This is a genomic window from Streptomyces sp. NRRL S-350 (genome assembly GCF_000719705.1).
GTDB lineage: Bacteria > Actinomycetota > Actinomycetes > Streptomycetales > Streptomycetaceae > Kitasatospora.
The window spans coordinates 1-13198 of the sequence record NZ_JOHO01000026.1 but is presented as its reverse complement, the minus strand read 5'-3'; the positions used below and the strand labels follow the sequence as shown (position 1 = coordinate 13198).

11 protein-coding genes and 1 pseudogene are annotated in these 13198 nt (G+C 74.3%); 3 read left to right on the top strand and 9 right to left on the bottom strand.

The window, feature by feature from the left end:
* Positions 1-90: 90 nt before the first annotated feature.
* On the top strand, positions 91-2634 hold the full coding sequence (locus IF30_RS0122865) for a CDP-glycerol glycerophosphotransferase family protein (protein ID WP_158835371.1): 2544 nt from the start codon (positions 91-93) through the stop codon (positions 2632-2634).
* A gap of 76 nt (positions 2635-2710) precedes the next feature.
* Here the strand turns inward: IF30_RS0122865 and IF30_RS0122860 are convergent, their stop codons facing one another.
* The 6 genes from IF30_RS0122860 to IF30_RS0122835 all read right to left on the bottom strand — a co-directional run bounded on the left by IF30_RS0122860 (position 2711) and on the right by IF30_RS0122835 (position 8216).
* Positions 2711-3199: a 2'-5' RNA ligase family protein gene (locus IF30_RS0122860; RefSeq protein WP_234322809.1), complete on the bottom strand. Its 489-nt coding sequence runs from the start codon at positions 3197-3199 to the stop codon at positions 2711-2713.
* A gap of 62 nt (positions 3200-3261) precedes the next feature.
* Complete coding sequence (trpS, locus tag IF30_RS0122855; protein WP_063752750.1) at positions 3262-4302, bottom strand: tryptophan--tRNA ligase; 1041 nt, start codon at positions 4300-4302, stop codon at positions 3262-3264.
* Positions 4303-4332: 30 nt separating this feature from the next.
* Positions 4333-5544, bottom strand: coding sequence for a hemolysin family protein (locus IF30_RS0122850; protein ID WP_267884561.1), 1212 nt, complete (start codon positions 5542-5544; stop codon positions 4333-4335).
* Between the two features lie 124 nt (positions 5545-5668).
* Complete coding sequence (locus IF30_RS0122845; RefSeq protein WP_030241488.1) at positions 5669-6661, bottom strand: malate dehydrogenase; 993 nt, start codon at positions 6659-6661, stop codon at positions 5669-5671.
* Positions 6662-6916: 255 nt separating this feature from the next.
* Positions 6917-7342 carry a DUF3017 domain-containing protein gene (locus IF30_RS0122840; protein ID WP_030241484.1) on the bottom strand — a complete coding sequence of 142 codons (426 nt, stop codon included), beginning with the start codon at positions 7340-7342 and terminating at the stop codon, positions 6917-6919.
* A 19-nt stretch (positions 7343-7361) separates the two neighbouring features.
* Positions 7362-8216: a bifunctional methylenetetrahydrofolate dehydrogenase/methenyltetrahydrofolate cyclohydrolase gene (locus IF30_RS0122835; protein ID WP_030241481.1), complete on the bottom strand. Its 855-nt coding sequence runs from the start codon at positions 8214-8216 to the stop codon at positions 7362-7364.
* A gap of 523 nt (positions 8217-8739) precedes the next feature.
* Between IF30_RS0122835 and IF30_RS0122830 the strand changes: the two genes are divergently transcribed.
* The gene (locus IF30_RS0122830; protein ID WP_030241479.1) at positions 8740-9348 is read left to right on the top strand and encodes a hypothetical protein; all 609 of its coding nucleotides are present in this window, start codon (positions 8740-8742) and stop codon (positions 9346-9348) included.
* Between the two features lie 69 nt (positions 9349-9417).
* On the opposite strand, the gene purH is transcribed toward IF30_RS0122830, so the two are convergent.
* Both purH and purN read right to left on the bottom strand, forming a co-directional pair.
* Positions 9418-10995 carry a bifunctional phosphoribosylaminoimidazolecarboxamide formyltransferase/IMP cyclohydrolase gene (gene purH / locus IF30_RS0122825; RefSeq protein ID WP_030241478.1) on the bottom strand — a complete coding sequence of 526 codons (1578 nt, stop codon included), beginning with the start codon at positions 10993-10995 and terminating at the stop codon, positions 9418-9420.
* The gene (purN, locus tag IF30_RS0122820) at positions 10992-11651 is read right to left on the bottom strand and encodes a phosphoribosylglycinamide formyltransferase (RefSeq protein ID WP_030241476.1); all 660 of its coding nucleotides are present in this window, start codon (positions 11649-11651) and stop codon (positions 10992-10994) included. The genes purH and purN overlap by 4 nt, the downstream gene beginning before the upstream one ends.
* Before the next feature lie 421 nt (positions 11652-12072).
* Here purN and IF30_RS0122815 point away from each other — a divergent pair, with 421 nt between their 5' ends.
* Positions 12073-12705 carry a hypothetical protein gene (locus tag IF30_RS0122815; RefSeq protein ID WP_051710876.1) on the top strand — a complete coding sequence of 211 codons (633 nt, stop codon included), beginning with the start codon at positions 12073-12075 and terminating at the stop codon, positions 12703-12705.
* Positions 12706-12722: 17 nt separating this feature from the next.
* On the opposite strand, the pseudogene IF30_RS0122810 reads toward IF30_RS0122815, so the two are convergent.
* Positions 12723-13198: pseudogene (locus tag IF30_RS0122810) on the bottom strand (hypothetical protein); the annotation flags it as partial.

Below are 13198 nucleotides of genomic sequence, written 5' to 3'. Positions count from 1 at the left end.
TTCCGAGGGAATTCGAAAAAGCGTGCAGTTTGACCCGGGCGTAATTTCTGGATGGGATATGGATTACCATTCCGAAGGGCTCCCACCGCCATGCCTGTGCTCACCCGGATCGTCCTGCCGCACGCCGCCCCCCGCGTCACCACGGGGCGCCCCGCCGAAGACCGGGACGTGGCGTTCGGGCTGTTAAGCGCCCGCTGGCACGACCGCGGCCTGGAGCTCACCGGCTTCGCCCGCCCGGACGGCCTGGACACCGGCCGCCCCGGCTCCGCCTGGACCTGGCTGACCCTGCGCCACGAGAACGGGAGCGAGCCGCCCGTGCACCTGCGCTCCAGACCGCGCCGGATGCCCGAGATCACCGACGACAGCGCCCAACCCGAGTACAACCACGACTGGTCGGGCTTCACCGCCCTGCTGGATCCCGGCCGGCTGCGCCGCGAGGCCGGCTGGCTGCTCGGCGACTGGCAGATCGAGACCACCCTCTTCACCCGCCGCCGCGCCACCCTGGTGCGCCGCCAGTACGGCGCCCTCGCCCCGCACTGGTGCGGCTCCGGCGAGTACCCGCCGGCCCGCTGGGTGGACCACGACGTCCGCCTCCAGCCGTACTTCGAGGACGGCCGGCTGCGGCTGCGGCTGGAGCGCCCCGCCGCCCGGATCACCCGGGCTGCCCGCACCGCCGACGGACTCGGCCTGACCGGCGTCGCCGACTCCTGCCCCGCCGGCACCGTGTTGCGACTGCGCCACCGGGAGAGCGACACGACGGTCGAGCAGCCGCTCGCCCGCTCCGGCAACGCCTTCACCGCCCCACTGCCGTACCGGCCGCTGACCACCGCGGGGCGCGGCACCGGCGAACTGGAGCACTGGGACGCCGAACTGCTGCACCCCGACGGCGCCGCCGTGCGGCTCTGCCTCGACGAACGCGGCGGCCCGGTGGCCGGCCAGCACCCGCTGCCCGACGCGCCGGACCGCGTGCTCTACCTCAAGCACCTCGCCGACGGCCGGCTCCAGGTCTGCGTCCAGCCCGCGGCCGGCCTGGTCGACCGGATCGCCGTACGGCCCGACGGCTTCGAACTGTCCGGCCACTGCCCCGCCCCGGCCGCGCACCGGCTGGACCTGGTGCTGCGGCACCGCGGCACCGCGAGCGAGGTCCGCACCCCGCTGGAGACCGCCCCGGACGGCCGGTTCCGGGCCCGGGTGCCCGCCACCCGCACCGGCTCGGACGGCGTCGCGCTGCCCCTGCGCAAGGGCATCTGGCAGGCCACGCTGGAGTCGGGCGACGGTACCGGGCCGAGCCGCCCGCTGCTCGCCGCCCCCGCCGCGCTGCCCGCTCTCCCCGCCGCCGTCCCCGCTGCCGTCCCTGCCGCTGCCCCCGCCGCCGCGGTCGGCGGAAAGCAGGTCCTGCTGCAGCGCCGCTGGCACGACACCCTGCTGGTGGACTCCACCCCCGTGCTCACCGCCGCCGAGCGCAGCGCCTGGACGCAGAGCCGCCAGCGCACCGAGCACTACCCGGCCGCCCGCCGCGAGCCGCTGCGCGAGGCGGTCCTGTACGACGTGTTCGGCGGCCGCGGCTACGCCGACTCCCCGCGCGCGGTGCACGCCGAACTCGCCCGCCGCGGCGCGCCCTTGGAGCACCTGTGGGTGGTCGACGACGCCCAGGCCGCGGTGCCGGCCGGGATCACCCCGGTGCGGCCCTGGAGCCCGGAGTGGTACCGGGCCCTGGCCACCTGCCGGTACCTGGTCGGCAACACCCACTTCCCGGACTTCCTGGAGCGCCGCCCGGGCCAGGTCGTCGTGCAGACCTGGCACGGCTCACTGCTGAAGCGGATCGCCCACGACGTGGAGAGCCCCTGGCTGGCCGACCACGGCTACCTGGCGGCGCTCGACCGGGAGACCCCGCACTGGAGCCTGCTGCTCTCCCCCAGCCCGTTCGCCACCCCGATCCTGCGGCGCGCCTTCCGCTACCGGGGCGAGGTGCTGGAATCCGGCTACCCCCGCAACGACGTGCTCGCCCGCCCGGACGGCCGGACCGCCGCAGCCGTCCGCCGCCGGCTCGGCGTCCCCGACGGCAGGCGGATCGTGCTGTACGCGCCCACCTGGCGCGAGGACCAGCAGCGCGGCGACGGCGACGGCTTCCGGCTCGACCTGCGACTGGACCTCGACCACGCCCGACGGCTGCTCGGCGGGGACCACGTGCTGCTCGTCCGCCCGCACACCCACGTGCGGGAGCCGCTGCCCGGCGCCGGCGACGGCTTCCTGTACGACTGCGGGGACTACCCCGACCCGCAGGAACTGCTGCTGGTCGCGGACGTGCTGGTGACCGACTACTCGTCGATCATGTTCGACTTCGCGATCACCGGCCGCCCGATGTACTTCTTCACCTACGACCTGGAGCACTACCGCGACAGCCTGCGCGGCTTCTGCTTCGACTTCGAGTCGAAGGCCCCCGGCCCGCTGGTGCCGACCTCGGCCGACCTGCTCGGCGCGCTGCGTCGGCTCGCCGACGGCGGCACCCGGCTGCCGCCCGGCTACACCGGGCGCTACCGGCGCTTCCGGCGCGAGCACTGCGCCCTGGACGACGGCGGCGCGGCCCGCCGGGTGGTCGACCGGATGCTCGAACTCGGGCGGGCCGCAGGCTAGTTCGAGCGCGGGCCCGGCAGCGACAGCGGGCGCGCCGGCGGGCGCGGCAGCGGGCTCCCGGCCACCGGACTCCCGGTCAGGAGAACGAGTAGCTCCGCCAGGGCCGCCAGACCTCGTCCGCGTCGAAGCGGGAGAGGCCGAAGCCCGGCACCGGGAAGGCGGCCCGGAAGCCGCGCGCCTGCTCGTACGCCTGGTCCAGCACGTCGTCCGGCAGGCCGTGCGCGACCGTCACGTGCGGGTGGTACGGGAACGCCAGCTCGCGGGCCAGCGGGCCGGAGCGGATGTCCGCCTCCAGCAGTCGGCACTCCTGCGCGCCCTCCTCGACCCGGACGAACACCACCGGGGAGACCGGGCGGAAGGTCCCGCTGCCGCGCAGCAGCATCCGGAACGGCCGGTGCGCGGCGGCCACCGCCGCCAGGTGCTCCTCGATCTTCGGCAGCGCCCCGGCCGGCACCTCGGTCGGCGGCAGCAGGGTGACGTGCGTCGGTATCGACCGGGCCAGCGGATCGCCGTGCCCGGCGCGGGCGTCCTGGATCGCCGCGCCGTACGGGTCCGGGACGCTCACGGACACGCCGATGGTGACGACCTCCGGGAGGCCGCCACCACCGGGCGGGGGTGTGAGGGCAATCACCGCTTGGCGGCCGGGAGGAAGCCGATCCGGTCGTACACCGTCTCCAGCGTCCGGGAGGACACCTCGCGGGCCTTGCGGGCGCCGTCGGCCAGGACCCGGTCCAGCTCGGCCGGGTCGTCCAGGAAGGTGCGGGTGCGCTCCTGGAAGGGGGTGACCCACTCGGTGAACAGCTCGGCCAGCTCGGTCTTCAGGGCGCCGTACATCTTGCCCTCGAAGTGGTCGACCAGCTGGTCGACCGACTGGCCGCTGAGCGCGGAGTGGATGCGCAGCAGGTTGGAGACGCCCGGCTTCTGCTCCTCGTCGTAGGACACGACGGTGCCGGTGTCGGTGACGGCGCTCTTGAACTTCTTGGCGCTCGCCTTCGGCTCGTCCAGCAGGCTCACCAGGCCCTTGGCCGAGGAGGCGGACTTGCTCATCTTCACGCCCGGGTCCTGCAGGTCCATGATCTTCGCCGTCTCCTTGAGGATGTACGGCTTCGGGATCGTGAAGCTCCGACCGAAACGGGTGTTGAAGCGGTCGCCGATGTCGCGGGTGATCTCCACGTGCTGGCGCTGGTCCTCGCCGACCGGGACGGCGTCCGCCTGATAGAGCAGGATGTCCGCGATCTGCAGGATCGGGTAGGTGAACAGGCCGACGGTGGTGCTGTCGGAGCCGTACCGGGAGGACTTGTCCTTGAACTGGGTCATCCGGGCGGCCTCGCCGAAGCCGGTGAGGCAGTTCATCACCCAGGCGAGCTGCGCGTGCTCGGGCACGTGCGACTGGACGAACAGCGTGCAGTGGTCCGGGTCCAGGCCGGCGCCGAGCAGCTGGGCGGCGGAGATCCGGGTGTTCTCGCGCAGCGTCGCCGGATCCTGCGGCACCGTGATCGCGTGCAGGTCGACGACCATGTAGAAGGCGTCGTTGTCCTTCTGCAGGTCGACCCACTGGCGCACCGCGCCCAGGTAGTTGCCGAGGTGGAACGAGCCGGAGGTGGGCTGGATGCCGGAGAGCACCCGGGGACGGTCCTTGACCGGACCGGTGACCGCTGCGTTGACCATGCGGGCCATTGTTCCAGTTCCACCGGTCGCTCAGGAAACCTCCGACCCAGGAGGTTCGGCCAGTGTGACCGCACTCACCCTCACCCGGGCGATCCGCCGGCCCTCCACCTTGGCCACCGTCAGCAGGACCCGGCCGCCGCCCTCCAGCGGCACGCGCACCTGGTCGCCGTCCCGGGGCAGCCGGCCGAGCGAGGCGACCAGGCAGCCGGCCACCGTCTCGTACGGGCCCTCGGGAAGGGTGACGCCGGTCTCCTCGGCGAAGTCGCCGAGGTTGAGCAGGCCGTCCAGTTCCATGCCGCCGCCGGCGAGGCGGCGGGTGGGGGCGGTCTCCGGCCGGTCGTACTCGTCCCGGATCTCGCCGATCACCTCCTCGACCAGGTCCTCCAGGGTGACGATCCCCGCCGTGCCGCCGTACTCGTCCACCACGATGGCCAGGTGGTGGCCCTCGCGGCGCATCTCGCCCATCGCCTCCAGCACCCGCTTGGTGCCGGGCAGCAGCTTCACCGGGCGGGACAGGTCGCGGACCTTGGCGGCCTGCTCGCCGCGCGCGCCGTACAGGTCGCGGACGTGGACGAAGCCGACCACCGCGTCGGCGCTGCCCTCGACCACCGGGTAGCGCGAGTGCGGCGAGGTGTCGGCCTGCTGCCGCACGGCGGCCAGCGGGCGCTCGGCGTCCAGGAAGGTCACCTCGGTGCGCGGGACCATCACCTCGCGCAGCTGGCGCTCCCCGGCGGCGAACACGTCGGCGATCAACGCCCTTTCGTCGCTCCCGAGTTCGGTGTTGGCGGCGACCAGGCCGCGCAGTTCCTCGGAGCTCATCGAGCCGCGGCCGGCCGTCGGGTCGCCGCCGAGGAGGCGGACCATCAGGTTGGTGGAGTGGCCGAGCAGCCAGATCACCGGGCGCAGCACGACCGACATCACGTCCACCACCGGGGCGGCGGTGACCGCGATGGACTCGGCGCGCTGCAGGCCGATCCGCTTGGGGGTCAGCTCGCCGAGCACCAGGGAGACGTAGCTGATCACCAAGGTGAGGCCGACCAGGGCGACCGCGTCGGCCGCGCCCTGGGCCAGGCCGGCCCGGACGAACAGCGGGGCGACCTTGCCGGCCAGGGTGTCCGCGCCGAAGGCGGCGGACAGGAAGCCCATGCAGGTCACGCCGACCTGCACGGCGGCCAGGAAGCGGTTCGGATCGGCGGCCAGGTGCGCGGCCCGGGCCGAGCGGCGGGTGCCGTGCGCCTCCAGCGCCCGGATCTGGCCCTCGGGGGGGGGGGGGGGGGGGGGGGGGGGGGGGGGGCGGGACGGGGGGGCGCCCCGCCGCTTCCGAGGGGAAGACGGCGGGCCGCCGGTGCAGCCGTGCGGGGCGGGCTCAGATGAGGCCGAGCTCCTGGACCGCGTCGCGCTCCTCGGTGAGCTCCTTGATCGAGGCGTCGATGCGGGCGCGCGAGAAGTCGGAGATCTCCAGGCCCTGGACGATCTCGAACTTGCCGTCCTTGGTGGTGACCGGGAAGGAGGAGATCAGGCCGGCCGGGACGCCGTAGGAGCCGTCGGAGACGACGCCCATGGAGGTCCAGTCGCCCTCCGGGGTGCCGTTGACCCAGGTGTACACGTGGTCGATGGCGGCGTTGGCGGCCGAGGCGGCCGAGGAGGCGCCACGGGCCTCGATGATGGCCGCGCCGCGCTTGGCGACGGTCGGGATGAAGTCGTTCTCCAGCCAGGCCTGGTCGCTGCCGACGGCCTCGAAGGCCGGCTTGCCGGCGACCTCGGCCTGGAAGACGTCCGGGTACTGGGTCGCGGAGTGGTTGCCCCAGATGGTGACGCGCTTGATGTCCGAGACCAGGGCGCCGGTCTTGGCGGACAGCTGGCCGACGGCGCGGTTGTGGTCCAGGCGGGTCATCGCGGTGAAGCGCTCGGCCGGGACGTCCGGGGCGTTGCGCTGGGCGATCAGGGCGTTGGTGTTCGCCGGGTTGCCGACGACCAGGACCTTGATGTCGTCCGCGGCGTGGTCGTTGATGGCCTTGCCCTGCGGGCGGAAGATGCCGCCGTTGGCCTGCAGCAGGTCGCCGCGCTCCATGCCGGCGGTGCGCGGGCGGGCGCCGACCAGCAGCGCGACGTTGGCGCCGTCGAAGGCCTCGTTCGGGTTGTCGGTGATCTTGATGTCGCGCAGCAGCGGGAAGGCGCAGTCGACGAGCTCCATGGCGGTGCCCTCGGCGGCCTTGAGGCCCTGCGGGATCTCCAGGAGGCGCAGGTTCACCGGCACGTCGGCACCGAGCAGGTGGCCCGAGGCGATGCGGAAGAGCAGCGCGTAGCCGATCTGGCCGGCCGCTCCGGTGATGGTGACGTTGACGGGGGTGCGGGTCATTTCTACCTTCTCCAGCAGTTCGCCAGGCGCCCCAGGCACACCGGCACTGGAGCCGAGGATGGTCTCTCGACATCGAGAGACCGGCGTCAGGTTATCGCAAAGGGAAGCGTATGCCGTGGGTTCCGGCCTGGCTGATGCGTCACAAACGCGGTGCGGCCCCCGCTCGGCTCCCAGAATCCAAGGAGCCCGGCGGGGGCCGGGTGCGGCCGCGGACGGTCGGCCCGGCGCCCGGGGGACGGCCGGCGCGCGGGCCGGTCAGCGCTTGGGCCGGCCCATCAGCTGGCCGATGTTGTCGAGCAACGGGACGTGCAGCCACGGGTTCGGCTGCGCGACCAGGGTCAGCAGCACGATCGACGCACCCAGGAAGGTCAGCACGATCACGTCGGTGAAGCGGCTGCGCACCGCCAGCATCCCGACCTCGGACAGCACCAGGCGCAGCACCGCGCCCAGCAGCACCCCGCAGCCGAGGATCAGCAGCCCGTACTTGAACCCGTCCTTGGAGCCGGCGAACCACGTCACCGCGAGGCCGGCGCCGACCACCAGCAGGACCAGCGTTATGGGCCACTGCCGCACCGGCAGGGCGTGGTCGCGTCCGAGGGCCGCGGCCGAGCCCTCGGGCGGCAGGGTGCCGGTGGTCTTGACCGGCCTGCGCCGGGACCGCGCCGGTCGCGGTTCAGTCATGCTCGCCGTCCCTGGGGTGTCAGATGCCGGCGCGGCGCTCGGCCGCCTCGACGATGTTGTTGAGCAGCATCGCGCGGGTCATCGGGCCGACGCCGCCGGGGTTCGGGGAGATCCAGCCGGCCACCGCGGCCACGCCCGGGTGGACGTCGCCGACGATCTTGCCCTCGCTGCGGCTGACGCCCACGTCCAGCACCGCCGCGCCCGGCTTGACGTCCTCCGGCTTGATCAGGTGCGGCACACCGGCGGCGGCCACGATGATGTCGGCCTTGCGCAGGTGGTAGGCGAGGTCCCGGGTGCCGGTGTGGCACAGGGTCACGGTGGCGTTCTCGCTGCGGCGGGTCAGCAGCAGGCCGATCGAGCGGCCGACGGTGACGCCGCGGCCCACCACGACCACCTCGGCGCCGTTGATCTCGACGCCGTGGCGGCGCAGCAGCTCGACGATGCCCAGCGGGGTGCAGGGCAGCGGGCCGTCGATGCCGAGGGCGAGGCGGCCGAGCGAGGTCGGGTGCAGGCCGTCCGCGTCCTTGTCCGGGTCCATCAGCTCCAGGACCGGGTTCTGGTCCAGGCCCTTGGGCAGCGGCAGCTGGACGATGTAGCCGGTGCAGGTCGGGTCGGCGTTGAGCTCGCGGACGACGTCCTCGACGTCCTGCTGGGTGGCGGTGGCGGGCAGCTCGCGCTGGATCGAGGCGATGCCGACCTCGGCGCAGTCCTTGTGCTTGCCGTTCACGTACCAGCGGCTGCCCGGGTCGTCACCGACCAGGACGGTGCCGAGGCCGGGCGTGACGCCCTTCGCCTTGAGGGCCGCCACGCGGGCGGCGAGTTCGGACTTGATCGCGGCGGCGGTGGCCTTGCCATCGAGAATCTGGGCAGTCATGACCCCATTCTCCCGGATCGCGACAGGTCGCCGTACCACGGCCGGCGCTGCCCCGCGACGCCCGGCGGCCGGGCCGGCGCGACCGGGCCCGCACGGGCGACCGGTCGGGCACGAAGGTCCGCCGCACGTTGCGGTTGCGCCACAGTCTTGACCTGGCCCGTGGAACCGGCTGGACACGGCACGGCCGTCCGGATCACGATAAGCGGGCATTCCCGCCGCGACCGGCCCGGTGACGGGCCGACGGATCCTGCGGCGGGGCGTACCCGGGGGAAAGAGCCAGTGAGTCGACCACAGCAGACCGAGCGATCCGCACGCCGCGGTGCCGTCCCGCCCGCGCCGTGCCCGTCGACGCTCCCACCGACCCGGCGCTCACCACGCCGCTGAGCCGACGGCGCCCGTCACCGCCGCCGGGCTGTCACCCTGCTCCGCTACTGTCCCGTCCGGTCGGCGATCCGACTCTCCGACCGGCACCGGGCCGTCCGCCGTCCCGTCCCCGCGTCCCCGTAACTGCCCGGAGGCATCCATGAGTTACCCGCCCGACCCGAACAACCCCTACGGCCAGCCGCCGGCCGCCCCGGGCTACGGCTACCCGCAGCAAGCCCCGCCGCCGCCCGCCGGGTACGGCTACCCGCAGGCCGCCCCGGCCTACGGCTACGCGCCGGCCGTGCCGCCGTCCATGCCGGGCCTGGTGACGACCGCCCGGGTGCTGCTGTTCATCGTCGGCGGCGTGCAGGCGATCCTCGCGATCATCTACGTGATCATCGGGGCTGCCGCGAAGGACGCCACCAACACCCTCAGCAGGACCACCAGCAGCGACAACCCGTTCACCGCGATGGGCAACGCCGCCGCCGGTGTCCTGATCGTCGTCGCCGTCCTGTTCGGGCTGTTCGCCGCGCTCTCCATCACCCTCGGGGCCAAGTTCGGCAAGGGCGGCAACACCGTCCGGGTCATCACCATCGTCTACGGCTCGCTCGGCGCCCTCGTCGGCCTGCTGATCCTGCTGGGCGCCATCAGCGGCGGGACCGCCGTGGGCCTGGTCATGGCCTTCCTCTGGCTGGCCATCAGCGTCATCTGGATCACCGCCATGTGCGTCCGGGACGGCGTCAGCTGGTTCAACCGGCCGCGGTACTGACCGGACGGCACGGCACACGGCGAAGCGGCCCGGCTCCCTCCTCGGAGGGGCCGGGCCGCTTCGTGCCGGTCAGTGGAAGAAGTGGCGCGCGCCGGTGAGGTACATGGTCACGCCGGCCTCGGCGGCCGCCGCGATGACCTCTTCGTCGCGGATCGAACCGCCGGGCTGGACGATGGCCTTGACCCCGGCCGCGATCAGGATCGCCGGGCCGTCCGCGAACGGGAAGAAGGCGTCGGAGGCCGCGTACGCACCCTTGGCCCGCTCGCCGGCCCGCTCGACCGCGAGCCTGCAGGAGTCGACCCGGTTGACCTGGCCCATGCCGACGCCGACCGAGGCGCCGTCCTTGGCCAGCAGGATCGCGTTGGACTTGACGGCCCGGCAGGCCCGCCAGGCGAAGGCCAGCTCGGACAGTTCGGCGGGGGAGAGCGCCTCACCGGTGGCGAGCGTCCAGTTCGCCGGGTCGTCGCCCTCGGCGTGCACCCGGTCGGCGTCCTGCAGCAGGACGCCGCCGGAGATCGGGCGCACCTCCTGGCGGTTGGCCGGGGCCTCGGGCGCGACCAGCACCCGCAGGTTCTTCTTGCGGGTCAGCACCTCCAGGGCGCCCTCCTCGTAGCCGGGGGCCACGACGACCTCGGTGAAGATCGGGGCGATCTGCTCGGCCAGCGCGACGGTGACGGGGCGGTTGACCGCGATCACGCCGCCGTACGCGGAGACCGGGTCGCACTCGTGCGCCTTGCGGTGCGCCTCGGCGACGTCGGCGCCGGTCGCGATGCCGCACGGGTTGGCGTGCTTGATGATCGCGACGGCCGGCTCGGCGTGGTCGTGGGCGGCGCGGCGGGCGGCGTCGGTGTCGACGTAGTTGTTGTACGACATCTCCTTGCCGTGCAGCTGCCGCGCACCGGCCAGGCCGCCGGTGCCGTCGCTGTAGAGCGCGGCGCCCTGGTGCGGGTTCTCGCCGTAGCGCAGCACGTTCTGCCGCTCCCAGGTCGCGCCCAGGAACTCGGGGAAGGTCTCGTCGCTCGGCGCGTAGCCGGCCTCGAACCAGGAGGCGACGGCCACGTCGTAGGCGGCGGTGTGGGCGAACGCCGCACCGGCCAGGCGCTTGCGGGTGGCCAGGTCGAAGCCGCCCTCCCGGGCGGCCCGCAGCACGTCGCCGTAGCGGGCCGGGTCGACCACGACGGCCACCGAGGGGTGGTTCTTCGCCGCGGCGCGGACCATGCTCGGGCCGCCGATGTCGATCTGCTCGACGCACTCGTCCGGGGTGGCGCCGGAGGCGACGGTGGCCTTGAACGGGTAGAGGTTCACCACGACCAGGTCGAAGGGCTCGACGCCCAGCTCGGCCAGCTGCGCGCGGTGCGACTCCAGCCGCAGGTCGGCCAGCACGCCGGCGTGCACGCGGGGGTGCAGGGTCTTCACCCGGCCGTCCAGGCACTCCGGGAAGCCGGTCAGCTCGGACACCTCGGTCACCGGGACGCCGGCGGCGGCGATCCGGCCGGCGGTGGAGCCGGTGGAGACGATGGCGACCCCGGCGGCGTGCAGGCCCTGGGCCAGCTCCTCCAGACCGGTCTTGTCGTACACGCTGATCAGCGCGCGACGGATCGGACGGATGTTCTCGGAGACAGGGGGCGTGGTGGAGCTCGCGCTCATGCCGGAATCCATACCTTTCGGTCCTCGATGCGGTGGCCCTCGCGGGCCAGCCGGCCCACGACGTCGACGAGCAGCTGGCGCTCGACAGTCTTGATGCGCTCGTGCAGCGCTTCGCCGCCATCGGCGTGGTCGGCGTCGACGACCTCGACGACGCCCTGCGCGATGATCGGCCCGGTGTCCACGCCGGCGTCGACCAGGTGGACGGTGCAGCCGGTGACCTTCACGCCGTACGCCAGCGCGTCGGTGACGCCGTGGGCGCCGGGGAAGGACGGCAGCAGTGCGGGGTGGGTGTTGACGATCCGCCCGGCGAAGGCGGCGATGAACTCGGGGCCGAGGATCTTCATGAAACCGGCCGTGACGACCAGGTCCGGCTCGTACTCGGCGACCGAGGCGGTCAGCGCGCGGTCCCAGGCGGCGCGGTCCGGGTGGTCCTTCACCCGGTGCACGAAGCTCGGCAGGCCGGCCTTCTCCGCCCGCTCCAGACCGGCGATGCCGTCCCGGTCCGCGCCGACGGCGAGGATCTCGGCGCCGTAGGCCGGGTCCGCGACCGCGTCCAGCAGCGCCTGCAGGTTGGTGCCGGAGCCGGAGACCAGCACCACCAGGCGGGCCGGTCCGGGCGTGCGGGGCGGGAAGTGCTGGGCGGGGGCGGCGGCCACTGCGCGATTCTCCGTAGGTCGGGCGCCGTCCGCTGGTACGTCCACCGGCGGTGGGGCCACTACGAACGGCAGGTCGAGCAAGGGGGAACACCAGGAGAACCCGCCGCGACGCGGGCCCCGGGAACCGATGCGAGCTGCTGACCGTCACCACGATAACGGCTGGTCGGACGGCCTCCGAACCCTCCTGGCGGCGCTACGCGCGTAGTTGAGACGGGGATCTCCTCGGGCCCGCCGCACCGGAGTTGCACCCCCCCCCACCGGTGACCGGGCCCGGGGCACGGGCCGCCGGTCGGCCGTCGAACGGCTGCGGGATCATTGGACGGCACGGCAGACCGCGACGACCGCGAGACCCTCCGGCCGGGCTCCCCCGAGCCCGGCCGGGTCCCGACCGAGTCCCGACCGACAAGGATTGGCTGAACCCATGAGCAGCGGCGACGACAACGGCGAGCGCAACCCCTTCGCGCCGCCGCCGGCGGATGCCCCGGACCAGCCGTGGCAGCCGCGCAGCCCCAAGCCCGGCGAAGGCCAGGGCGGCGCCGGCGGCCAGGGCGGCGAGCGCCCGCAACTCCCGCCGCCGTGGGGCTCCGGCCAGGGCGACGGCCACCCCGGCCAGCGGCCGCCGGCCCCGCAGCCGCCCCGGCTCGACCCCGCCGACCCGGCCCACCGCCGGGCCCGCAACGCCGCGCTCGCCGGGCCGTTCGCCCTGGTCTGCCTGTTCGCCGGGTTCCACTGGATCGCCCTGCTCGTCGGAGCGCTCGGCATCGTCTGGGGCATCGGCGCCCTCCGGGCCCCGCGCCCCGCCCGGACCGCCGCCACCGCTGCGGCCGGCCACGCCCCCGGGGCCCCGGCGCCGAACCCGCTGACCCCGGCCGCGCTCGCCGGGATCCTGACCGGCGCGATGACCGTCGTGGTCGCCACCGCGGTGATCGGCCTCGGCTACCACTACCGCGAGTACGTCACCTGCGTGCAGGACTCGCTGACCTCCGTCGGCGCCGAGAACTGCGACCGGTACGCGCCCCAGTGGTACGTGGACTTCACCGGGAACACCGAGTAGCCGCCCGCACCGCCCCGTCAGTCGATCGGATCCCCGCCGCCCCGGCCCGCGCGGCCCGGCTCGGAAAGCCGCAGTACGAGGGCGTGGGCCCGGGCGCGCAGCTCGAGCACGCCCCGGCGCGCCTGCCGCGCGAGCCGGGCGTACGCGCCCTGGCCGACCGCCGGGGCGGGCGGGTGCTGCCGCACCGGGGCGAGGGCGCGGCGCACCGGGGCGAGGGCGCGGTGCCGCACCAGCAGGGCGCCCGGGACGGCCACCAGCGCGAACCAGCCCGCCGCCGCCAGGCCCGTCCACCACGGCGCCGGCCCCAGCCAGGCCATCCGCTCGCCCGCCAGTGCCCCGCCGGACAGCCAGCCCGACAGCGCCGCCCCCGCCCCGACCGACAGCGCCGCCGCCAGGGCGGCCGTCACCGTCGCGGCGGGCGGCCAGGGCTCGAACCGGCCCTCGCCCCCGCCCCCAGGGCCTTCGCCCGCCACTCCCCCGCCCGCCGCGCCCG

Excerpts from the sequence above, each read along its gene's own strand:
- IF30_RS0122865 (WP_158835371.1), top strand. The coding sequence starts at position 91 with ATGCCTGTGCTCACCCGGATCGTCCTGCCGCACGCCGCCCCCCGCGTC.
- trpS (WP_063752750.1), bottom strand. The coding sequence starts at position 4,302 with ATGGTCAACGCAGCGGTCACCGGTCCGGTCAAGGACCGTCCCCGGGTG.
- IF30_RS0122845 (WP_030241488.1), bottom strand. The coding sequence starts at position 6,661 with ATGACCCGCACCCCCGTCAACGTCACCATCACCGGAGCGGCCGGCCAG.
- IF30_RS0122840 (WP_030241484.1), bottom strand. The coding sequence starts at position 7,342 with ATGACTGAACCGCGACCGGCGCGGTCCCGGCGCAGGCCGGTCAAGACC.
- IF30_RS0122835 (WP_030241481.1), bottom strand. The coding sequence starts at position 8,216 with ATGACTGCCCAGATTCTCGATGGCAAGGCCACCGCCGCCGCGATCAAG.
- IF30_RS0122830 (WP_030241479.1), top strand. The coding sequence starts at position 8,740 with ATGAGTTACCCGCCCGACCCGAACAACCCCTACGGCCAGCCGCCGGCC.
- purH (WP_030241478.1), bottom strand. The coding sequence starts at position 10,995 with ATGAGCGCGAGCTCCACCACGCCCCCTGTCTCCGAGAACATCCGTCCG.
- IF30_RS0122815 (WP_051710876.1), top strand. The coding sequence starts at position 12,073 with ATGAGCAGCGGCGACGACAACGGCGAGCGCAACCCCTTCGCGCCGCCG.